Genomic DNA, 21,830 nt, shown 5'->3' with positions numbered 1-21,830 from the left:
GATTAAAGATACAATTTTAGCACTTGACTTGACTTGACTTGACTTGACTTGACTTGACTTGACTAACGAATTTACAGTAATTTTTGTTATTTTTCATTTTTTGCCTCCAAAAATTTAATTAAGGTAATTATATTATAATAAATTTTTTATTCTTTGTCAAGCGTTTAATCCTAAAAAATTTGTCACTGAAAATAAAAAATAGTCATTGCGAGGACAAAGTCGGGCAATAGCCAAGCAATCCAAAATAATAAAATTTTATTTTAATTGGATTACTTCGGGCGTTGCCCTCGTAATGACTAAATAAGCGTTATCAGGCGAGTAAAATTATAAATTGAAGTTTAATGTTTTAATAATTCCACAAACTGTTTTGCGACTCTCGGGCTTCTTCCAGCACTTCTAATAGCATAGGCTTCCGCTTGCCTTATCAATTCTTCTTTGTCTATTTTTATATCGTTTTCTTTTGCGTAAGATAAAACTATTTCGCTAAATAAATCTCTATCGGGTCTTTGAAATGTTATTATAGTTCCGAATCTGTTTGTCAAACTCATTATTTGCTGAATCGTGTCTTCCACATGAATATCGTCTCCGTCTCTGTCGCCAAAATTTTCTTTTATCAAATGTCTATAATTGCTCGTAACATAAACCGCAATATTATTAGGAAAAGAATTAACGCCGCCTTCCAAAACCGCTTTCAAATAAGAAAAAGTGTCGTCATTTGAAGAAAAAGTTAAATCGTCTATAAATATTATAAATTTTAAAGGACTGTCGCTTAAACTTTCTATTATATCGGTTATAAAATTAAGCTGATTTTTTTTGATTTCTATTAACCGAAGTCCGTCATCTTTAAAAAAGTTTGCAACAGCTTTTACCGTGCTGCTTTTTCCCGTTCCAGCGTCTCCGTAAAGAAGTATATTGTTCGCCTTTTTTCCTTCGAGCAGAATTTTTGTATTCGATATAACTTTATTTCTTTCCGCTTCGTATCCGTATAATTTTTTTATATCCTGATTGTCTTTATGCTTGACGGCGATTATATTTTTTTTATCGTCCAATACAAACATATTATTTTCGTAAAATATTCCGTATCCTTTTTTGTCAATATTTTTTATGTGTTCCGAATATATTTTATAAAAATCGATTTCTTTAATTTCAAGTTCGGCGATTTTTTTTGAATACTCTTTTTCAAAAAGCGAAGAGAAATCGAAAGACGAAACATATTTAAAAAAGTTCAATTCGCTTTTTAAAATTTTTTTAAGATTATTATTTATTTCTTTTTTTGAGACGGTTTTATTTATATAAATATTGTCGTCTAAAAATATTTGAGAGAGAATATAATCCGCCAAATTATTATCGCATTTAAAAAGTTCGGATAAAAATTCCGAGTATAAATCGATTTGTTTTATATTATCTTGTGCTTCAAAGTTTAAAAATTTTATTAATTTTTTTATTACTTTTGTTTTTAAAATATTTCTAAATATTACTATACTTGAAAAACCCAATTTTATTTTTTTTAGCTCGTTTTCTTTTTGCATGATTAAAATCCGTTTTAAATTTATTCTTTATATTTTAAATTGTTTTATAAAAAAGTAAATAATATTTAATTATTAGAAAGTATATACATTTTATTTAAAAGCTATATAATTATAATATTAATACAAAATTTTTATAATAACTTTAAGGAGATTAAATTATGGCAAAGAAAATTTTTATTATATTATTCGCTTTATTTATGGCTACTTCTTTTGAATGCGCTCAAAATAATAAAACCGTTCAAATAAATTTCGATTATACGAAAAGAGAAGGATTTTCAAGCAATCAAATAGCGATTTGGGTTGAAGATAATAACGGAAATTATATCAAAACGATTTATATAACGGATTTTACGGGCAGAAGAGCGGGATGGAAAAAACGAAATCAGTCTTTGTCTAATTGGCAGAAAAAGGCAAACGCTATAAAAATGAATCAAGCCGAAATAGACGCCGTTTCTAAAGCGACTCCGAAACAGGGAAATGTAAATATAATTTGGGACTGTAAAGATAACGAAGGAAAATTGATAAAAGACGGAAATTATAAAATAGTAGTGGAAGCGACTATATATCAAGATAATAATGTTTTATATACCGCCGAAATAAATATTGGAAGCAAAGCGAATTCTCAAATTGCCTCTCCTCAATATTCAAAAGCGGGAGCGAAAGATATTGATATAATAAAAAATGTTAAAGTTAGTTTTAATCCTTAAAAAATATAAAATATAATTAATAAAAAAATTATTTTAATTCTTTTATTAATATTGGCATTAATAAAGCGTTTGATAATTCTTCGTTTTTGCCCGTTAAATATTTTACTATTTCTAAAGCGAAAATCATACTTGTTGCAGGTCCTTTCGAGGTTATAACATTTTCGTAAGCTACAACCAAATCTTTTTCAATATATTCTCCCATATTTATAGATTTTTCGCAGCTTGGAAAACATGTATATTTTCCGTTCAAAACTTTAGCCTCTCCCAAAACTATCGGCGAAGCGCATACGGCGGATACGAGTTTTTTTTCTTTATACATTTTTTGAATTTTTTCTATGATTCTTTTATCGTTTTTCAAATTATTCATGCCTCCCATACCGCCCGCAAGAGATATGGCGTCAAAATCTTCGTTAATAACTTTATCTAAAATAGTGTCCGCTTTTACGATTATATTATGTCCGCCTTTCACTTCCAAATTATCGGTTAATGACGCCGTTATAACTTCCAAATTTGCCCTTCTTAATATATCTATTATCGTTATCGCTTCGATTTCTTCAAAACCTTCGGCTAAAGGAACTAAAATTTTTTTTGACATATAAAAACTCCGAAATAAATTTTTTATATCGTATCATTTTATTTATAATTTTTCAAGCGTAAATTATTGATAAAAATAAAAAATTAAAATACTATTATAAATTATGAATATAGATAAATTTTTTTTAGAATTTTACGGAAAGCTTAAAAAAGATTCCGTTTTGGTTGGTTTGGATTTTAATCTTAACGATAATCAAAATAATAAATTTTATTCTATTGATAACGATTATAAAATCATAAAAAACGATATAGAAAATTCTTTATCGGGCTATTCGATATTAAAAAAATACGCTTATAAAAATAATAATAAAATAAATATTGACGAAGAAATTATTAATAAAGCGTTTGAAGGAAATTTATTATTCGGCGTTCCTTTATATATTCCTAACGAAAATAAAAAAATCAATAAGGCTTTATTTTTGGACAGAGACGGAGTATTGATGGAAGACTTGGGATATGTCGGAAGCGTTGACAGAGTGAAAATAAAAAAAGAATTTGTAGATATTGTAAAATACGCCAAAGAAAAAGGATTTATAACTATAGTCGCGACTAATCAAGCGGGCGTCTCTTACGGTTATTACGGCGAGGCTGAAGTTCAAAAAGTCCATAAATATATTTACGAAGAATATAAAAAATGCGGCGCTTTGATAGACGATTTTTATTACTGCCCTTATCATATAAAAAGCGAAAATAAAAAATATAATATAATTTCAATATTGCGAAAACCCGAAGCGGGAATGCATTTGCTTGCCGCAAAAAAATATAATATAGATTTGAGCGCGTCTTTTATGATAGGAGACAGAGATACGGATATTATAAAAATTCCTTATTTGAAAACTCTTTTAATAGAAACTCCAGCTTATAAAATAATTAATAGAGAAAAAATTGTTGAAACGAAAGATATATATTCTTATTTGGAATAATTGGAATAGGAGATTAAATATAATGATAGAAGTATATAAAAATTTATTTGTCGGAAACGATAACGACTGCAGAAAATTTGAAGGCGCTATAGTTCATGCATGCCAAAGCTGTTTCGCACATGGCGTTCATGGAAATATCGGCGATAAAAAAGTTTTTGAAAATGTTGACGATTTATATTTGAATCTGCTTGATATATCGAGTCTCTCTTACGATTACGCTTATCCTATAATTAAAAAATCTGTTGAATTTATCGACAGAAAAATAAAAGAAAAACAAGTATTGGTTCATTGCAATTTTGGAATGTCGCGTTCTCCTTCGATAGCTTTGCTTTATATGGCGAAAAAATCTTATATTGATAATTCTTCTTTCAAAAACGCCGTAAAAGATTTTAAAAAAGTTTATAATTATTATTCGCCGGGTTTTGGAATGCATAAATACTTTGAAAAATATTGGGACGATATAATGAAATTTTAGAAAATATTTTTTATTTAAAATTTCATTATATCTTTTATTATATTTTTATTTATAATTTTATCTCGGCATAGAACCCAAATATTGCATTATTTGAACTCTTCTACTTTCGATATCTTGAGACAGATTCGCTATAAACTGATTAGTCGAAGCTATCGGAGACATTTTATTTATAAAATCGTTATAAATATTCAAAGCTTCAACGACTTTATTTTGTTCTATATAAATATGTCCCATTGCGTATAAAGCAAAAGCCCCGTTCTGATTCAATTCGTTCGTATATTTTGAATATATATTTTCCGCCTCGTTATAATTTTTTTGATTAAGATAAATATTTGCCAAATCTAATTCTAAAGCCGATTTATCTTCGCTTTTCACATTAGGAATTTTCAAAGTTTCGTTTAATATATTTACCGAAGAGGTTATATCGCCAATATTCGCATACAATATAGCCAAATCTTTATTAACCGAAAACATCTGCTCTCCGTTTTTCGCTCTATTTTTCGCTTCATTTTTCGCCCATAAAGCTTCTTCAATATCCTGCCTCTGATAAACATAATTTGCATAAGCGCTATAACTTTCAAAACTATTTTCTATAGTAGCCTGCTCTTTCATTGCCTCAACTTGACTTTTCGGAATTCTTAATTGCACCTCTATTTTTTGAATAAATTGTTTTATCTGCTGATAGGTTTGATTCTGCCCTCTCACCGTATCCCCAATATCTCTTCCTCTATGAAAAGTTTTTTCCGCTCTCTCCAAAACTTCTTTAGCTTTATTCAAATATTCCGCTTCTTTTTCGTAAGGAGTTTCTTTTGAGCGTGCCAAATATTCGTATGACGCCGCCAGATTAAAATACGCAGGATAAATAAGTTTTTCAAGTTTTATAAGTTCTTCATACATTATCGCGGCGCGCTCATAATTGCCGTCAATAATCGCCTGATTTCCAACCGCAAAATAAACATTCGACATATCGAAACCTATTTTAAGCATTTTATCTTCTTCTTCTCTTTTCAATTTTTTTAGCTCTTCAATTTTTTCGTTCGCTTCGTCTTTAGTCATTCCGTTTCTTCCCACGCTACCGTTTCCCATATATTCCAAAAGTTTATTATAGGTTCTTATTTTTCTGTTATACATATCTATTTTTGCAAGCGAGTAGGAACTTATAAATATTTCTCTCGTCAAAAAATCGTAATGCGAAATTTCTTCGTCCGTTCCTTGCATAACATAAGTAGCCCAATAATCTTCTTCCGTTTTGAGTTCTGGAAAAGGAAGTTCATACATTTTTACAAATTCTATCTCTTCGTTTCCGTTATACAAATCTTTTCTCTGAACTGATATCAAACCTTCGTCAAGAAGCGATTTAATATCGGAAGCGATTTTTGAATCTTCGTAATCTCTTTTCAAATGTTCTTTCGCTATTTCTTTATAATCGTTAATCGTCAATACTTTAAAGAATTCCAATTCGTCAACCAAAGCGTATTTTATAGGCTGAACTTTAAATACGAGTCCATAAGCCTTAAAATAATAATCTCCGAGCCTTTGAAGTCCGTCTCTTCTCCAAGCCATATAATAAGGGCGTCCCGCTTCTATAAAATCTTTATCAACAGCGTCGCTTATATCTCCGAGCCATCTTCCGTCCGTTTTCATTAAGTTTCCATATATTCTTTCAAATACATTTCCCTTTTGGTCGTATATTTTTAAGTCTGGGCGTCTTCTTTCAACCATCGTATAATAAACGAGTCCGAATACCTGATTGTCTCCGCCTTCCGTTGCAAATATCGCGTTATCGGGAAGAGAGTTCATCATATTATAAGAATAATCATGATTGCTGAAATCTTTTGAATTGTTATTTCTGCTCAAATTATTTATAAATATTGGAGTCATTATGATTAAAATAACGATTAAAGAAAGAATATGTCCGCCGTCAAACGAATTTATAGTTTCCTCTTTTGAAGGATTTTTAAATACATTTTTTATATTGCCGTTAAAATATTCCATATACCATTGAATGCCGAAACCGATTATAACCAGCATATATAAAGTTGCTGGAAGAAAAAACACTTCGACAAAAGATAAAGTTCTCACACTTGGAGGCGGATTGGTATAAGCCATAAGCGAAACTGAAAAACTTAAAAGTCCGAATACCGAAAATATTCCGATAAATTTATTTTTTTTGAATATTTGAAATAATCCGGGAATTAAAAATAAAAGTCCTAAAGCTGTAAGCTGAGTTTTGAATATATTTATTAACGCGCTGACTTGTTCGGGATGAAGAATAAAAACCGCCGCAATATCGTTTCCAGAAGTTCCATACTGTTTTCTATGAATCATACTGAATAAATAACTTAAATTTTCCCAGCCCGAAGGTTCGTTTAATTGTCCCCAGTTCAACGGAGGCAAAGCTCTCGCCCTTATCGGCATGTAGGCGTAAATCATAACTCCGACAGCCAACATCAAAAGCATTTTATAATAAGTTATTGATATTCCCGTTATAAAATCGTTGTCTCTATTGATTTTATCTATTCTGCATAATAAATATCTGTAAATCAAACACCAAACCAAAACCAAAAATAGTGACCATATTACCAAAAACATTCCTTTATACAAAGTGGGATATAAAGGCGCTTTTAAATTTTGTATCATATCGTATCGCAAATAAGAACCGTTTGCCAAAGCGGTAAATATATCGCTGATTATATCGGGGTTGGAAAAAGGCTTAAATAATATTGAAAATATAGAATCATTTGAAGAGACTCCAGCGGGAAAATATAAATAAGCCTCGTAATTCATAATGAATCTATAATATCCGAAACCGCCTACAAAAAGCAAAAACAAAAATACGAATATTGAAATAAAAGAAGTTTCTATATGCTCGATATATCTGTCTTTATGAATCAAAAATAAAACTATTCCAATAAAAAGTAAAGGAGCGAAAGCGAAAGGCAATGTAACATGGTGATTTGCAAGAGCGACTCCGTATAAAAAACCAAAAGCCATGAGATATTTTGAACCGTAATAAGCCACTTCATCGTTCGCATGTTTCCAAACCGCTTCGAACCAGTAAACCAATATCAAAAGCATTGACGCTATTTGCAATATATTCAAACTGTAAACTTCCGCCATCGTTGCCTGCGCCCACATATTGTCGGATATTGCAAACGCTATAGAAGAAAGCAAAGCGGGAATTTGAACGATTGGCGAAAATCCTCTCTCGATTCTATTTTGCCCCAAAACTTTTACCATTATCAAATAAAAGAATATCATTGAAATAGCGGCGCAAGTTCCAGAAAATAAATTTGTTCTCCAAGCGATATTTCCAAACGGAATATAAGTAAATAATTTCGACATTAAAGTATAAAATGGATAGCCCGGCGCATGTCCGACTCCCAAAAAATACGCCGCAGTTGTAAGCTCGCCGTTATCTCCAGCGGAAAGCGAAGGAGTTAGAGTGAATAAATATAAAAAGAAAGTAAATAAAAAAGAAACGCTTGCAAATATAAAATCAATTTCTGAAAGACGATAAGGTTTTATGGAATATTTTTTATAAACAGCTTCCGATTTTTCTTTATCTTCAAAAAATATTTTCTGAAATACATTTTTAACGGCGTTAGGTTTTTTATTTTCTTTGGAATTTTTTTTCTTGTTTTTATTAGCTTTATTAGCCTGCAAATTATTTATATATTCTTCTATAAGTTCTTTATCTTTTTCCAATTTTTTTGCAAGTTCGTCAACTGTTTTATTTTTATAATTAGCTTTGATATATTCTTTTTCCAAATGCGAAAGTTTTGCCATTATTATTTTCCTTAATTTAAATTTTATGATTTACGAAATTTAATTTAGAAATTAATTATATAATATATTCGTTTAATATTCAATATATATTTTTATTGCTTCGACAAATTCTCAATGATAATTTTTTTTCTTAAACTCTTGACAAACGCTAAAAAATTTACTATAATATAAATACAATTAATTTAATTCGAGGAGGTCTAAAATGACTAACAAAAAGCAATACTGTAAATTCGTTAAGCAAAGCAAAGCAAAGCAAAGCGTGAATTATATCCTCTAATCAATAATTCTTTCAAAACATTTCTAATCGTCCTATTATCATTTATATTATTGTTTTCAATAAGTTGCCGTAATAAAAACAAAACTGGAAGCGGCGATGGAAATTCTGGAGGTTCTGGTAATGGAGGTTATGGCGTCACAGGTTCTGGCGTAGCAGCCGACCTTGAAGGAAAATGGACTGCCTGGGAGCAAATGGGTATTGCTAACGGTTTATTAACTATTCCAACCACTCCTCCTTATAGCGGGCAAATTCCAAATAGTTTTAATTATCCATTTAATATTGTATTAACTTCTACCTACGGTTCAGAAACTGGAACGGCGATTTTTACATTTTATAACTCAACAAAAGGAGCTTATTATTATCAGATAGCTTCTACGGGTAGCGGCGGAAAAGTAAATTGGACTATCCGAACAGGAAATAGCTATAAAAATTAAATAGTTAAAAATGTAAAATAAATTAGAAAAATAATTCATTATAAAAGGCATCGTATTTAATTGCGGTGTCTTTTTTATAATAATAAATAATATAAAAAGACGACACATTTTCATGCATCGTCTCTCGGCTTATTATGTTTTATACTTATTTAATCTTCGCAAGCTTAAACGGAATCTGCATTCCATGAGGATAGAATTCCATCGAATTACCATCGGCGCTAATCTTAATATAGCAAACTTCTTCGCTATTAACATCGCCAAAAGCTTTTTTACCTTCGGGGGCTATGTCTTTTGAGCTGTCTCTCGTAACCTTTCTTAAAATGCCATAATCGTTTCCGCCGTAACTTTGCGTTCCGCCAGCTTTATAGTCGCCTTTTTTCCACAATAAAGTCATTTTTCCGTTTACTTCTTTCAATTCGATTTTATAGTGGAATGTTCTATCGGTATAGTTTCTTATATCGCCTTCGTTCAATTCGTAAATCGTTTTATATTCGCCTTCTTCTAAATCGACTTCTTCGGGATTTTGATATTCCGTTGAGCCTACCGTCAAACTTGCATCTAAAGGCTGAGTAGGTCTTTTCTTACAGGCAATAGCCATTACCGATACTAGCGCCACTATAAGAACCAAATATAGCAGCCCTTTTCTTTTAATTAGGTTTGTCATAATTAACTCCTTTGCCGTCTGCCTCTTGGCGTCTGCACTTTGGCTTTTGCTTTTTGGCTTTCGGCATTATTAATCTTTCTACCCATAAGATAGCGATTATTTTCAAATCGTCAAGTATTTTTTTTATTTATATTCAAATATCGGATTGCTTCATTACATTAGCAATGACTGTGCAAAAATAACTGTCATTACGAACGAGGCTAAAGCCCTAACAATGACTTGCATTTTTGTCATTACGAGGGCTTTAGCCCGAAGTAATCCACAAAAAAATAAATTTTATTGTATTTGGATTGCTTCGGTCGTTATACTCCCTCGCAATGACAAATTTAAAAAATAACGGATAAATTTATTTTGTCATTACGAGGACTTGTAAAGTCCGAAGTAATCTACTCTATGTGGATTGCTTCACTTCGTTCGCAATGACGAATTTAAAAAAACAACCCCACGCTTTCGCATGAGGTTTCAAAAATTATATTATATAAAAGGAATGTATCCCTTTTCAAAGAGAAAAAAATGAAAAACAAATGAAAAATTTTAAACATAATTGCCATTTAAATAAATCATTACAAGTTTTAATAAATACAACGGACGAAGTTTTACCTCGCCCGTGCTTAAGTGTGTAAAAATTATATTTTAATGTTTGAGGTTGTTTAATTTATATTTTTTTCCCGTTAAATGAATATCTGTCTCCGCTAGACGATGTATATGTCCCGCTTAAAGTTCCACTATCATAATCATAAATAACTGTATATTTTCTTCCTTTGCCATTATCATATTCGCCTTCAAGTTTAATAGTTTTTCCGCCTTTGGTTGTTTTCTTCCATTTCTCAATATAAATAGTTTGCGATTGTAAACCACCACCAGAAGCAGTGGTGGCGCCGTCTTTAATCCAAGCTCCTATTATTTTAGTTCTTTTATTTGGTTCATCATAAGAAACTTTAGTATCAGTATCATGTCCCCCCAACGAAGCAACTTTATCATCTCTATATGTTCCTTCCAAATCTTTAGGAAAATATGTAGTATAATTATCCAAAGTGCCTTCATAAGTAGCGACAACGCTATATTTTAATTTTTCCTTTCTTTCTGATGATTCTTCATAAGTATATGTTGTAATCGATATGGTATCGCCAGAGATAGTAAACCTTATAGTTTCTTTGGTTTTAGTAATACCATATTCACCCTCATCCTCTTCAGATGAATATGTTACGCTATACTCGGAGCCAGATTTTAACGCTCCTACTTCTTCCATATTTTCAATATATTGTTCATCGCCATCTTTAGTCCATTTTAATTTATTATTGGCGATTTTCAAATAAAAGAAATCAGTTGTAAACCAATCTTTATAGCTTTGTTCAAGTTCTTGTTTTTTATTTGCGCCTTGAGATGGGGCAGCAAAAAAATCATCACCCATAATATAGGATTTACAGGTAAGATTTCCTTGATAATAACCATTCGGTAAATCTGTCGCAGGGACACCTCCCGTGACGCCCGTTTTATCTTCATTACTGCAACTTACGGCAAATAATAGTATTAACGAAAATACTACGATAAAAATTGTTTTGATATTTCTCATTTGAATATTCTCCTTTATTTTAAAGTGTAAAAATTATATTTTAATGTTTGAGGCTGTTTACTTTTTTGTTCCGCTAAATGACCATTTATCCCCACCAGCACCTATGTATGTCCCGCTTATAGTTTTAGCTTCGTAATCAAAAGTAATTATATAACCGTCGTGTTCCCCTTCAACTTCAACTTTAATAATTTTTCCGCCTTTGGTTGTTTTCGTGCATTTTTTAATCCTAACAACATGTGACTGTTTGTAACTATCAGCGTCTCTAACAAAAAATATATTCATCTGAATTTTTTTCTTATCGTCATTAATAAAAACTTGAATATCATTACATCCACTAGTCGAATGAGTATAGTCTCCTAGTAAATCTGGAGGAAAATCTTTTTCTTCTATTTCAGTTACAATTTCAGGTTCGCTTGGAGTTGGAGGAGTTTCCGTTCCACCGTCTCCTTCTCCAGAGCCGCTTCCACTTCCGCTTCCAGAACCGCTATCGCCTCCAGTTCCTGTTCCAGAACCACCGCCTGTTTCCGTTCCACTTCCTCCAGTTTCGCTTCCGCTACCAGAACCGCCCGTTTCTCCGCTTGTTCCTGTTCCGCCGCCTGTTCCTGTTTCACTACTGCCACCAGAACCGCTTCCCGTTTCGCCGTCCGTGATTTCCGTATCGTTTTCAGGCGGATTGTTTGCTACTCCCGTTTTATCTTCCGCGCTGCAGCTTATGAAAGCGAGCAAAGATAAAAAGCATAATAAGATTGTGATGTTTTTTAATCGTTTCATTTTGAACTCCGTTAATATTTATTAAAAACATTTATAAATGTTTTTTGCGAAATTAAAATTTTGTTTGAATTGAGATAATTCAAATAATAATCGTTTAACGATATTTGAGAAAATTTTTTGCAATAGAAATCGGACGCCTAAAAAATCATTAAGCGTCTTAAAAAACTGTAATATATTAAAATTTAAATTATTGGTTAGAAGACAATACTTGTTCTGTTCTGTTCTGTTCTGTTCTGTTCTGTTCTGTTCTGTTCTGTTCTCATAAGAATTTATATCCCGTTAACTATCCAAAATCCGAAATTTTTTCCTTTCGGTTTTACTCTTTATTTTTTTAATTTATGGACAAATTATAACATTTTTTAAAAATAAGTCAACACTTAAAACAAAAAAAATTAAAAAAAATTCGCTAAAAGCGGGCAGTAGCCCAAAAAATTTTATAAATTCATAAAATTATGATTATTTTTATAATAAATTTCATATTCAACCCAAATTTTTAGAAATTTAAAGATTAAAATAGTTAAAAAATTTGTAGTTATAAATAAAATTTTGTAATCGATTCGTCATTGCGAGCATTTATAATGCGAAGCAATCCACACTAAATAGATTACTTCGCTCACTCTGTGTGCCTTTCGGCAACCGCTCGTAATGACTTGTCTTATTTAATGTCATTGCAAGACTTCGCAAGAAGTCGTGGCAATCTCCTGTCATTGCAATCGACAAATTCGTCATTGCGAACGAAGTGAAGCAATCCACTATTAATGGAATTAAATTTTTAAAATAAAATTTTATTTTAATTGGATTACTTCGCTTCCTTTCAGTCGCTCGTAATGACGGCTTTTTTACAGGTGGAATAACGAAGTCTAAACGGAGTTGTTTTTTTGCTTCTTTTTTTGACAAAAAAAGAAGTGGTTTTTGACGACTGTCCGCCTTTGGCGTGGTTCTTTTTTGCCACTCAAAAAAGAACAAGAATTTTTAAATTAAAAATTTCATTAATTGTGAGCCGATGCCGTGACTTTGTCCGCCTTCGGCGAAAGCGTGCATGTTGTCAAGTGAAACAATCCGCATTAATATAGTAAAATTCTTAATAAAAATATATAATAAAAACATGAAAATTTTAGACGAATTAGTTTTATACGAAAATAAAAATTTCTATCCCGCATTTCCGAGTATAATAGGGCTTGAAAAAAATAAATATTTAGTTAGTTTCAGGTTAGCGCCGAAATCCGAAAAAAATTATTCGCATTTGCATTCTTTAAGCAAGGCTATAGTTTCAACCGTTCATAAAAATAAAATTATAAATACTATTGAATTGGGAGAGGACGACTGCGCCGCAAAACAGGACCCGCAATTATTCAGAGCGGACGATAAAACTATTTTGGGATATTATTTTAGATATTCATTTCATCCTATAAACGAAAAAAAATTATTTAAAGATTATACTTTTATTGAATATAATAATTCTATCGCTTTGCTTGACGGAATCGGTTTATGCATAAGTTCGGATAACGGAAAAACTTTTTCAAAACCGAATATAATAAAATTAAAAAACGGCTTAAAAAATTTTGCCATAAGAGGAAATATGATAAAAATCGGAAACGAAATTTTAGCTCCGATTTACGCTTATAAAAAAACTTTAAATAGAAAAGATAAATATCAATGTTATATAATATCCTCGAAAGATTTTATTAATTGGGAAATCAAAACTTTATTATGCGAAACGGAAATTAAGAAAAATAAAAAAATAGAATATTTTGAACCTTCTTTAATAAGTTATAAAAATAATAAAAATAATATAATCGCTTTTATAAGAACGCATTTCAATAATCAATACGGTTATACTTCAGTCGCATATTCAAATAATAACGGAAAAACTTTTTCAAAACCCGAAGCGACAAATATAAAAGGCTATCCTTTGAGTCCGTTACTTTTGAAAGACGATAAAATTCTTTTAACCTACGGCTACAGATTAAAACCTTACGGAATAAGAGCGAGATTATTAAAATTAAACGAAATTAAAAATTCAAAAGATATAATAAAAAATATTAACGATTCAAAAGAAATAATAATAGACGACAAAATGAAAAATCCCGACTGCGGTTATCCTTCTTGCATTAATGATGATAGCAATATAATATGCGTTTATTACGGATGCAACGATAAAAGCAAAATTAGAAAAATATTTATGAAGAAATTTATTTTAGATTAAAAGGAGAGACAATGAGAGATAAAGATATAATGGATTTGGAAGTTTATAAAATAAAAAATAACGATTGGGAAATCATAAAAGAAGAAAAAAATATTATATTGAAACTTCCCGCTTATAAATTGTCTTCTTGGGGAGACGACAGTTTTTTAAAAATTATTTTTAAAAAAGAATTAAAAACAAAAACTATAATCATAGAATGGAATAGTTCCGATTTTGTATTTGAAACTCATAAAACATTTTTTAAATTCGATAAAGAGCTTCCCGATAATTTGGATTGTCTGGCAAGCGATGATAAAAAAAGTTCTATAATAATCGACACGGATTTTGTATATGATAATTTACTCAAATATAATATATTAATAGTTCGTTCTTCTTTGCAAAAAAGCAAAACGACAAGAATATTTGATATTAGCAAATTTAAAGACGCGATTAACGGAATTTTATAATATACTTAAATTATAAATCAATTTTTATAACTTCTTAATTTTCCGAATTCGATAAAATCGTTAAAATTAATTTCGTTTATATAAGGAATCGGATATTCGGACATATCTTTTCCTTCTTTCAATACTCCGAACATATTTAAATTTGATTTTTTCCAAGCGGATAATCTCGCGTAATAATCTTTTGTATAGCCCGAAGTCATTTTTATATTATCGTTGGAAAGCATAAAACTAACATACATACTTACATTTGTTTTTGGAACGGCGGCTTGAATATTATAAGCTATATTATCCAAAGAAATTCTTTCGTAATAATAGGCTTTGCTTTCGCTTTCCGCGTAAACGAAAAAACCGATTCCCATTTTCTTTCCGTTTATTCCGTATTCCACGCTTCCGTTATCCATAAATGTGTATAAATAACCGTTTGGAGCGACTACGCTTTTTCCTCTAACTTTGCTTACCCATATATCGTCATAATTTTTGTTATAAACTTTCGTATTCGAAGCGCATGAAATTAAAAATAATAATATAAAAATAAAATACAGTCTCACTTGACTAACCCCTTAAAATATTATAATAAAAAATTGCTATCTATTATATATTATAATAAAAAATATTTATATATATTTTCGACTATTAACGGCATAATATTAACTATTGCAATTTAATTAGATATTGTTTATATTATTGAAATTATTAAATTTTATAATTATTGAATCATAAAAAATAAGCGAAAAATGAAAAATTCTGATATTGCAAATCTTTTAATCGAAAAATTTATAGAGAGCGAAGAATATAAATCGTTTAATATAAATAAAATGAAAAATATATTCGGACTCAAAGGCGGAGGTGACGCTTTATTTTTTGCATCTCTTTTTAAAGAAAAAAATGAAAGTTTTTTGATAATAAAAGAAGAGGAAAGCGAGGCTATGCTTTTAAGTCAGTCTCTCAATTTTTATAATATTCCAAATTATTATTTTCCCGCTTACGACAGCGTTCCTTTTACAAAAATGTCGCCAATAACCGATATAGCTCAAGAAAGAGTAAATATTTTATACAAACTTATAAATAACGAGAAATGCATAATAATCGTAACCGTCCATTCTATTGCAAAAAAACTTCCTAATAAAAACGATTTGGAAAAATTATATATTCCAATAAAAATTAACGAAAAATTAGATTTGGAAGATTTAAGATTAAAACTTTACGATTTGGGTTATATAATAGAAATGGAAGTTTCGGAAATTGGAACTGCTGCGATTCGCGGAAGTATAATTGATATTTTTTCGATAGGCTACGATAATCCGATAAGAATTGAAATGTTTGACGATTATATCGAAAGTATAAGATTATTCAAAATGGAAAACGGACGCTCGTTTGAAAATTTGGAGGAAGTTATTATATATCCGACGCGGGAAGCGGTTTATAGCGATTCTATGATTGAAGAATTTTTGAAAAGAAAAGATATTGAAGCGGAACTTAAAAGCAATATAAATCAAAAAAAATATTTTGCGGGAAGCGAAAATTTACTTTCAATATTTTATTCTAATTTGGAAACTATATTTGATTATTTTAAAAATAAAATAATATTCATAGACGATAATTTGAAATTAAGAAATAAATTTTTAAATGTTTTAAATTCTATAGAAGAAAATTTTAATAGCGCTGATAACATTTTTAATATAATAGAAAAATCGAACGAATTATATATTGACTTCGATTATTTTGAATCTGTAATAAAAAAATCAATAAATATATCTCCTTTCATAATTGAAAACGATACTTATAAATTTAATTTTGTCGAAGGAGAATCTTTCAAATCGAGGCTAACGGATTTTTTAGATTATATAAAAGATTATAGAGAAAAAGATTATTTGATAATTTTATCAACGGGACATTACGACCAAGCGAATAGATTTTATAAAATAATGCAGGAATTAGAACCTACTATAATCGCCGACAATTTAAAAGATTTAAATACGAATGTAAAAGAAAACGATAACGAAGAAAATATTATAAGTTCTGATAAAAAAATAGATTTAACGAATAATAAAAATAATTTCTATATTATAACCGCTCCAGCTTCATCGGGATTCATAAAAAACGATATAAAAACGATATTCATAGCCGATTGGGAAGTGTTTGGAAGAAAAAGAAAAAAAATTAAAAAACTTCCAAAAGTAAATAAAAATATAATCGACACTTTTGTAGATTTGAATGTCGGAGATTATGCGGTTCATGTAAATTACGGCGTAGGAAAATATTTAGGTTTAACGAGAAAATCATCCAACGGAAAAGAAAAAGACTATTTGACTTTGGAATATGACGAAGGAGACAAATTATATATTCCCGTAGAACAGATGAATTTTGTCCAAAAATATATTTCTGGAGGCGGACATAATCCGAGATTAACTTCTTTAAGAACGAGCGCTTGGGAAAAAATAAAAAGCAGAGCGAGAAGGGACGCTTTAAAAACGGCAAGAGAACTTATAAGATTATATACGATAAGGGCGAATATTCAGGGAAATGTTTACGGACATGACACTCAATGGCAGGACGATTTCGAGGCTTCTTTCAAATACGAGGAAACGATAGACCAGTTAAAAGCGATTAACGACATAAAAAAAGATATGGAAAGCGGAAAAATGATGGACAGACTCGTTTGCGGAGATGTCGGTTTTGGAAAGACGGAAGTCGCTTTCAGAGCTATTTTTAAAGCGATAATGGCGGGCAAACAATGCGCAATGCTATGCCCGACTACGATTTTATCTCAACAGCATTATAATACGGCGAAAAACAGATTCAAAGATTTTCCCGTAGATATAGAAATATTGAATAGATTTGCAGCATCTAAAGAAGCCAAAAAGAGTAGAGAGAATTTGAAAAACGGAGAATGCGATTTAATAATAGGAACTCATACGCTTTTGTCGAAAAATATAGAATTTAAAAATCTGGGGTTAATTGTAATAGACGAAGAGCAGAGATTCGGAGTAAATCATAAAGAGGCTTTGAAAAAATTAAGACTGGAAACGGATGTTTTGACTTTGTCTGCGACTCCGATTCCGAGAACTTTGAATATGGCTTTGACGGGAATAAGAGATATAAGCGTCATAGAAACTCCGCCTTTAAATAGAATTCCCGTGAAAACTTTTGTGATGGAATTTAACGAAGAGACGGTAATATCGGCGATAGAGAGAGAAATTGAAAGAAAAGGACAAGTATTTTATTTATATAACAGAGTGGAAAGCATAGATTCTTTTGCGCTTTTCGTAAAAAAATTATGCCCGAAAGCGAGAATATGCGTAGCGCACGGAAGAATGCTTGGAAATCAGCTTGAAAAAATAATGAAAGATTTTATCGATTATAAATACGATATATTAGTTTCGACTACGATAATTGAAAACGGAATAGACATACCGAACGCTAATACTATTTTAATAGAAAACGCAAACACATTGGGTTTATCCGAACTTTATCAATTAAGAGGAAGAGTAGGAAGAAGCGACAGAGAGGCTTACGCTTATATGTTTTATCCAAAAAATTTATCTTTAAGCGAAGTTGCATATAAAAGACTGTCGGCAATTTCGGAACATACCGATTTGGGAGCGGGTTTTAAAATAGCAATGCGAGATTTGGAAATAAGAGGAGCTGGAAATATTTTAGGAAACGAACAGTCGGGAATGATTTATCAAGTTGGATACGAACTTTATGTTCAAATGCTCGAAGAGGCGAAAAACGAATTTAACGGAGAGATTAAAGAAGTTACTTTCGATACGATTATAGATTTCAAATACGATTTGTATATTCCCGATTTTTATATTTCGGACACTAAAGAAAAAATATCCGTTTATAAATTAATTCTTCGTTCTCAAAACAACGAAGATATAGAATTGGCAAAAGAATATTTGACGGATAAATACGGAAAAATTCCTAAAGAGATAGAAGATATTTTTGAAATAGCGAAACTCAAAGTTGTATTAAAAAAAGCGAGAGTATTGTCGGTTATAGAAGGGCAAAGTTCAATATATATTAAACTTGATAAATATTCGCGCATAGACACAAATAAACTTATGCAACTTATAAGCTCAAAAGATTCGGGAGTTTATTTCGACAAAGAAAATTTAAATCAGCTTATATTGTCGAATATTGAAGAAACGGAAAATAATTTAAATCTAAAAATAGAAAAAGTAAAAAATCTAATATCGGAAATAGAAAGCCATGAAATAAATATTAAAACCAACGATAACGATAAACAAAATAAAGAAGAAGCGCAGAGAATTGCAAATATAACGAATATAATCGAAGCGAATTTGGAATCTCAAAAAATCGAAAATAAAAAATCTCCTATCAAAAGAAGAATAAGAAAAAAGCCTTCAAAAGTTATAATAAGAAAGTCAAAACAATCCGAATAAAAAAAGACATCGTAATAAAAATTATGCCTTAAAAAAATTTATCGTCATTGCCGTGACTTTGTCCGCCTTCGGCGAGGCACACACGCTGAAAGCGGGCAGTCGCCGAGTGTGCGAGATTTATTTATAAATCGAAGTAATCCAATTTTTGAGAATTTAAAACATGAATACGAAGGGGCGTAGAAGCGCCTAGTATGATTACATCTGAATTATTAATACAATGGGCTAAAGCCCGTTGTTTTTATATTTTAAAATTAGTCATTGCGAGGAGAAAGAAAATAAAAAAAATCATTATTGAGAGGAAAATTCCCAATAATGATTTTTATGTCTCTACAATCTAATTTCTTATTTTAACAAATCTACCCATTTACATTCTATGGTTTGTCCTACATAAGAATTTCCGCTTATGAATTTCACCGTCAAAGTTCCGTCTGGTTCGAATACTAATCTGCCAGATTGTTCGCCGCTTGCAAACGCTTTGCCTTGGAATACATAATTTTGTCCCATGCCTTTAGATATCACTAATTCGTTAGCAATTGAAAAGTCTGGTTCGTTAACTCCTGCGGCTTGATATTTTATAGTAGAATCTTCAGAGATTCTAACCCATAAATAACTTATTCCCGTATCCAATACATCGGACCTAAAAGTCTTTCCCGCAAATTGACTAACATCTTGAGTCAAGTCGATAGGCATTTCTCCGCTTATTACTTCGCTTGCCGAAATAGGAGCGGTTTGTTTGTTCTTACAAGCTATGGCAAAAAGCATAACTACAGCCGTAAGAATCGCTAAAAATTTAATCGTTTTTTTGTTCGTCATAATATGACCTCCTAAAGTCTTATTTAATCTTTCTATCAATAAGATAACGATTTTTTTAAAATCGTCAACAACTTTTTTTTAAAATAAAAAAACATTAGGAGAAAAAATCTCCTAATGTCACAAAAATTATATTTTAATGCAAGGTATATACTCTATTTACTGATTTACAAATTGACAATTAATAACCTGATTATCGTATGAAGTTCCTTTAGTAAATTTAACCTGAACATTTGTAATTATACCGCTACCAACTTGAATAGTAATATCTCCAGATTGCTCTTTTTCATTAACAGTTCCTGTAAATGTAGCGGAATAGTTATTAAAAGCATTTTGGTTTGCTTTAAGCGGATTATTAAAAGTAGGAGAGGCTTCTCCTCCTTGTCCATAACTTATTCCATCTTCCGTAAATTTAGCCCAAAGATAGCCCATTCCTCCAGAATTTTCAAGAGCGTTTCTTGACCTAATAGTTTTACCCAAAAGAGTTGTCAAACTTTCATTTTGCCCTATTACCTGCACATTTTCGTCAAATCCCGCAAAATCGTTCGTTTGTGTAGGTTTGTTTTTACATCCCGCGGATATTACGGCTATTATAACCGCAATGAATATTAGGCATAATAAACCCTTTCCTTTCCTTTCCTTTCCTTTCCTTTCCTTTTTAACTATCAACATTTTTACTCCTTCGCCTTTTGGCTTTCGCCTACTGGCTTTTTTTAAATTTAATTTTGTTTATATATAATAACCGTTATTTTAAAAAAAGTCAAATATTTTTTTGAAAAAATTTAATCAAATCGTCCTAAAAGCGTCATTGCGATTTTCGACTTTTCCGTCATTGCGAGCGGGCGTCTGCCCACTTTTAGTGTGAGCGTGGCAATCCAAAATAATAAAATTCCTTTTAATTGGATTGCTTGGCGTCTGCCCGACTTCACTCTGTGTGCCGTAGGCAAGTCGCTGGCTAAAGCCCTCGTTCCCTGTGGGACGCAGAGCGAATGACAAATCCTCAACTATTTTGCAATTTTTATTAAATTCTCAAAAAACAAATAACTTAATCAAATAACAATTATTATTTCATAATTATCGGTTTTGTATTGTATAAATTTTAGTAACAAGCGGATTTTATAATGATGGACTTTCCAAATATTGCGAAAATGTTTTTACTAACGGATTGCGAATTCTAAACGGAGTTGTTTTCGCTTCTGCGGGCTTTTAGTATAGCCTTGCTTCTTTTGGCTTTTGCCTGCATGTTGCGTTGCCACTCAAAAAAGAACAAGAAACTTCGGATTATGGATTTATAAAATTTAATAAAGCTATATTGAATTTTTTCAGATTATAATTTTTTAATTTCGTCAACGGTTAAGCCTGTTATTCTTTTAATAGTTTCTATATCAATATTTTCTTTTTTCATGCTTTTTGCTATTATATAATTCTGTTCTCTTATTCCTCTTTCCATTCCTTCTATTATTCCCTCTTTTATACCTTCAAGTTTTCCTTCTCTCATACCTTTTTTTATTCCTCTTTTTATTCCTTTTTCAATGCCTTCTTTAATTCCTTCTTTGCGTTCTCTATCCAGCATAATTTTTTGTCCTACCAAAAACGCGTCTCGCGCGTCATAAGCTCGCATAAGTTTATCGTCCGAAGTAAATCTTTTATATTCTTCAATTACTTTTGTCATAATTGGGTTTGCCTCCTTTAATTCCTTTTCTATAGATTTTAAATTTTTGGTTGTGAAAAATTTCATCCAAGTGAGTAATTTGTTTTTCTTTAATTCGTCTATCGTAGATTTTTCTATTATCTCAATAAATCGCTTTGCTTCGATAACATGCAGTTGAATAAAATCTAAATCTACATTATGGTTTTTTGTATCGATTAATTTAAAACAGCGATGCGGTTTGCCTTCATCTCCAAAGTCTAAATTAAAATTAAGTAAATTTATGCTTATTATTCCTGAAAGTTGTTTATAATCTTCGCCCTCTTTTAGTTCGTTTACGATATTTTTTGAAATATAATAAAAAATTCTTTTAAGAAAATCCATGTTCCCGCAAAGTTGAATTTCGATTATTACAGTTTTATTATCTTTTGTTTTCGCTTTTATGTCAATGATTGACTCTTTCAAGTTGATATTTTCGGACAAATTATAAGGGTCAATTATTTCCAAATCTTTAACTTCTTCAAAATTGAAATCACTTAAAGCCGCATTAACCATATCTTCAAGCACTTTTTCAT

General features: G+C 30.7%; 19 protein-coding genes. 7 read left to right on the top strand and 12 right to left on the bottom strand.

Annotation, left to right across the window (positions count from 1 at the left end; translation table 11 throughout):
• Positions 1-338: 338 nt before the first annotated feature.
• Positions 339-1,529 (bottom strand): ATP-binding protein, encoded by a 1,191-nt coding sequence (locus tag ACR0QS_RS02740; RefSeq protein WP_432631920.1) that lies wholly within the window; start codon positions 1,527-1,529, stop codon positions 339-341.
• Positions 1,530-1,687: 158 nt separating this feature from the next.
• On the opposite strand from ACR0QS_RS02740, the gene ACR0QS_RS02735 reads away from it, so the two are divergent.
• Positions 1,688-2,236, top strand: a complete 549-nt coding sequence (locus tag ACR0QS_RS02735) for a DUF2271 domain-containing protein (protein WP_432631919.1) — start codon at positions 1,688-1,690, stop codon at positions 2,234-2,236.
• A gap of 28 nt (positions 2,237-2,264) precedes the next feature.
• Here ACR0QS_RS02735 and ACR0QS_RS02730 read toward each other — a convergent pair whose 3' ends face one another.
• Positions 2,265-2,831, bottom strand: a complete 567-nt coding sequence (locus tag ACR0QS_RS02730) for a DJ-1 family glyoxalase III (protein WP_432631918.1) — start codon at positions 2,829-2,831, stop codon at positions 2,265-2,267.
• Positions 2,832-2,934: 103 nt separating this feature from the next.
• Between ACR0QS_RS02730 and ACR0QS_RS02725 the strand changes: the two genes are divergently transcribed.
• Together ACR0QS_RS02725 and ACR0QS_RS02720 are read left to right on the top strand one after the other, a co-directional pair.
• A complete protein-coding gene (locus ACR0QS_RS02725; RefSeq protein WP_432631917.1) occupies positions 2,935-3,753 on the top strand; it encodes a D-glycero-alpha-D-manno-heptose-1,7-bisphosphate 7-phosphatase in 819 nt (272 codons plus the stop codon).
• Positions 3,754-3,775: 22 nt separating this feature from the next.
• Complete coding sequence (locus ACR0QS_RS02720; RefSeq protein WP_432631916.1) at positions 3,776-4,228, top strand: dual specificity protein phosphatase family protein; 453 nt, start codon at positions 3,776-3,778, stop codon at positions 4,226-4,228.
• Positions 4,229-4,285: 57 nt separating this feature from the next.
• Here ACR0QS_RS02720 and ACR0QS_RS02715 read toward each other — a convergent pair whose 3' ends face one another.
• Positions 4,286-8,017 (bottom strand): protein O-mannosyl-transferase family, encoded by a 3,732-nt coding sequence (locus tag ACR0QS_RS02715; protein WP_432631915.1) that lies wholly within the window; start codon positions 8,015-8,017, stop codon positions 4,286-4,288.
• Positions 8,018-8,344: 327 nt separating this feature from the next.
• On the opposite strand from ACR0QS_RS02715, the gene ACR0QS_RS02710 reads away from it, so the two are divergent.
• The gene (locus tag ACR0QS_RS02710) at positions 8,345-8,728 is read left to right on the top strand and encodes a hypothetical protein (RefSeq protein ID WP_432631914.1); all 384 of its coding nucleotides are present in this window, start codon (positions 8,345-8,347) and stop codon (positions 8,726-8,728) included.
• Positions 8,729-8,873: 145 nt separating this feature from the next.
• Here the strand turns inward: ACR0QS_RS02710 and ACR0QS_RS02705 are convergent, their stop codons facing one another.
• The 4 genes from ACR0QS_RS02705 to ACR0QS_RS02690 form a co-directional block, all read right to left on the bottom strand.
• A complete protein-coding gene (locus ACR0QS_RS02705) occupies positions 8,874-9,392 on the bottom strand; it encodes a hypothetical protein (protein ID WP_432631913.1) in 519 nt (172 codons plus the stop codon).
• Positions 9,393-10,047: 655 nt separating this feature from the next.
• The gene (locus ACR0QS_RS02700; protein WP_432631912.1) at positions 10,048-10,965 is read right to left on the bottom strand and encodes a hypothetical protein; all 918 of its coding nucleotides are present in this window, start codon (positions 10,963-10,965) and stop codon (positions 10,048-10,050) included.
• Between the two features lie 57 nt (positions 10,966-11,022).
• Entirely contained in the window at positions 11,023-11,736 is a 714-nt protein-coding gene (locus ACR0QS_RS02695; RefSeq protein WP_432631911.1) for a hypothetical protein, read from the bottom strand.
• Positions 11,737-12,550: 814 nt separating this feature from the next.
• Positions 12,551-12,688, bottom strand: a complete 138-nt coding sequence (locus ACR0QS_RS02690; protein WP_432631910.1) for a hypothetical protein — start codon at positions 12,686-12,688, stop codon at positions 12,551-12,553.
• A 153-nt stretch (positions 12,689-12,841) separates the two neighbouring features.
• Between ACR0QS_RS02690 and ACR0QS_RS02685 the strand changes: the two genes are divergently transcribed.
• The gene (locus ACR0QS_RS02685) at positions 12,842-13,942 is read left to right on the top strand and encodes a sialidase family protein (RefSeq protein WP_432631909.1); all 1,101 of its coding nucleotides are present in this window, start codon (positions 12,842-12,844) and stop codon (positions 13,940-13,942) included.
• Between the two features lie 11 nt (positions 13,943-13,953).
• Complete coding sequence (locus tag ACR0QS_RS02680; protein WP_432631908.1) at positions 13,954-14,388, top strand: hypothetical protein; 435 nt, start codon at positions 13,954-13,956, stop codon at positions 14,386-14,388.
• Positions 14,389-14,405: 17 nt separating this feature from the next.
• Here the strand turns inward: ACR0QS_RS02680 and ACR0QS_RS02675 are convergent, their stop codons facing one another.
• Complete coding sequence (locus tag ACR0QS_RS02675; RefSeq protein ID WP_432631907.1) at positions 14,406-14,936, bottom strand: hypothetical protein; 531 nt, start codon at positions 14,934-14,936, stop codon at positions 14,406-14,408.
• A gap of 186 nt (positions 14,937-15,122) precedes the next feature.
• Between ACR0QS_RS02675 and mfd the strand changes: the two genes are divergently transcribed.
• The gene (mfd, locus tag ACR0QS_RS02670) at positions 15,123-18,797 is read left to right on the top strand and encodes a transcription-repair coupling factor (RefSeq protein WP_432631906.1); all 3,675 of its coding nucleotides are present in this window, start codon (positions 15,123-15,125) and stop codon (positions 18,795-18,797) included.
• A gap of 342 nt (positions 18,798-19,139) precedes the next feature.
• Here mfd and ACR0QS_RS02665 read toward each other — a convergent pair whose 3' ends face one another.
• The 4 genes from ACR0QS_RS02665 to ACR0QS_RS02650 form a co-directional block, all read right to left on the bottom strand.
• Positions 19,140-19,610, bottom strand: a complete 471-nt coding sequence (locus ACR0QS_RS02665) for a hypothetical protein (RefSeq protein ID WP_432631905.1) — start codon at positions 19,608-19,610, stop codon at positions 19,140-19,142.
• Between the two features lie 156 nt (positions 19,611-19,766).
• The gene (locus tag ACR0QS_RS02660; protein ID WP_432631904.1) at positions 19,767-20,279 is read right to left on the bottom strand and encodes a hypothetical protein; all 513 of its coding nucleotides are present in this window, start codon (positions 20,277-20,279) and stop codon (positions 19,767-19,769) included.
• 110 nt (positions 20,280-20,389) lie between these two features.
• Positions 20,390-20,554, bottom strand: coding sequence for a hypothetical protein (locus ACR0QS_RS02655; protein WP_432631903.1), 165 nt, complete (start codon positions 20,552-20,554; stop codon positions 20,390-20,392).
• A gap of 380 nt (positions 20,555-20,934) precedes the next feature.
• The coding region (locus ACR0QS_RS02650; protein ID WP_432631902.1) for an Rpn family recombination-promoting nuclease/putative transposase at positions 20,935-21,830 on the bottom strand (896 nt) is incomplete at its 5' end.

It is taken from the genome of Brachyspira sp., assembly GCF_050873525.1.
Classification (GTDB): Bacteria; Spirochaetota; Brachyspiria; order Brachyspirales; family Brachyspiraceae; genus Brachyspira.
This window is presented reverse-complemented; position numbering and strand designations above follow the sequence as displayed.

Excerpts from the sequence above, each read along its gene's own strand:
- ACR0QS_RS02680 (WP_432631908.1), top strand. The coding sequence starts at position 13,954 with ATGAGAGATAAAGATATAATGGATTTGGAAGTTTATAAAATAAAAAAT.
- ACR0QS_RS02720 (WP_432631916.1), top strand. The coding sequence starts at position 3,776 with ATGATAGAAGTATATAAAAATTTATTTGTCGGAAACGATAACGACTGC.
- ACR0QS_RS02725 (WP_432631917.1), top strand. The coding sequence starts at position 2,935 with ATGAATATAGATAAATTTTTTTTAGAATTTTACGGAAAGCTTAAAAAA.
- ACR0QS_RS02685 (WP_432631909.1), top strand. The coding sequence starts at position 12,842 with ATGAAAATTTTAGACGAATTAGTTTTATACGAAAATAAAAATTTCTAT.
- ACR0QS_RS02705 (WP_432631913.1), bottom strand. The coding sequence starts at position 9,392 with ATGACAAACCTAATTAAAAGAAAAGGGCTGCTATATTTGGTTCTTATA.
- ACR0QS_RS02695 (WP_432631911.1), bottom strand. The coding sequence starts at position 11,736 with ATGAAACGATTAAAAAACATCACAATCTTATTATGCTTTTTATCTTTG.
- ACR0QS_RS02730 (WP_432631918.1), bottom strand. The coding sequence starts at position 2,831 with ATGTCAAAAAAAATTTTAGTTCCTTTAGCCGAAGGTTTTGAAGAAATC.
- ACR0QS_RS02715 (WP_432631915.1), bottom strand. The coding sequence starts at position 8,017 with ATGGCAAAACTTTCGCATTTGGAAAAAGAATATATCAAAGCTAATTAT.
- ACR0QS_RS02735 (WP_432631919.1), top strand. The coding sequence starts at position 1,688 with ATGGCAAAGAAAATTTTTATTATATTATTCGCTTTATTTATGGCTACT.
- ACR0QS_RS02740 (WP_432631920.1), bottom strand. The coding sequence starts at position 1,529 with ATGCAAAAAGAAAACGAGCTAAAAAAAATAAAATTGGGTTTTTCAAGT.
- ACR0QS_RS02665 (WP_432631905.1), bottom strand. The coding sequence starts at position 19,610 with ATGACGAACAAAAAAACGATTAAATTTTTAGCGATTCTTACGGCTGTA.
- mfd (WP_432631906.1), top strand. The coding sequence starts at position 15,123 with ATGAAAAATTCTGATATTGCAAATCTTTTAATCGAAAAATTTATAGAG.
- ACR0QS_RS02660 (WP_432631904.1), bottom strand. The coding sequence starts at position 20,279 with ATGTTGATAGTTAAAAAGGAAAGGAAAGGAAAGGAAAGGAAAGGAAAG.
- ACR0QS_RS02700 (WP_432631912.1), bottom strand. The coding sequence starts at position 10,965 with ATGAGAAATATCAAAACAATTTTTATCGTAGTATTTTCGTTAATACTA.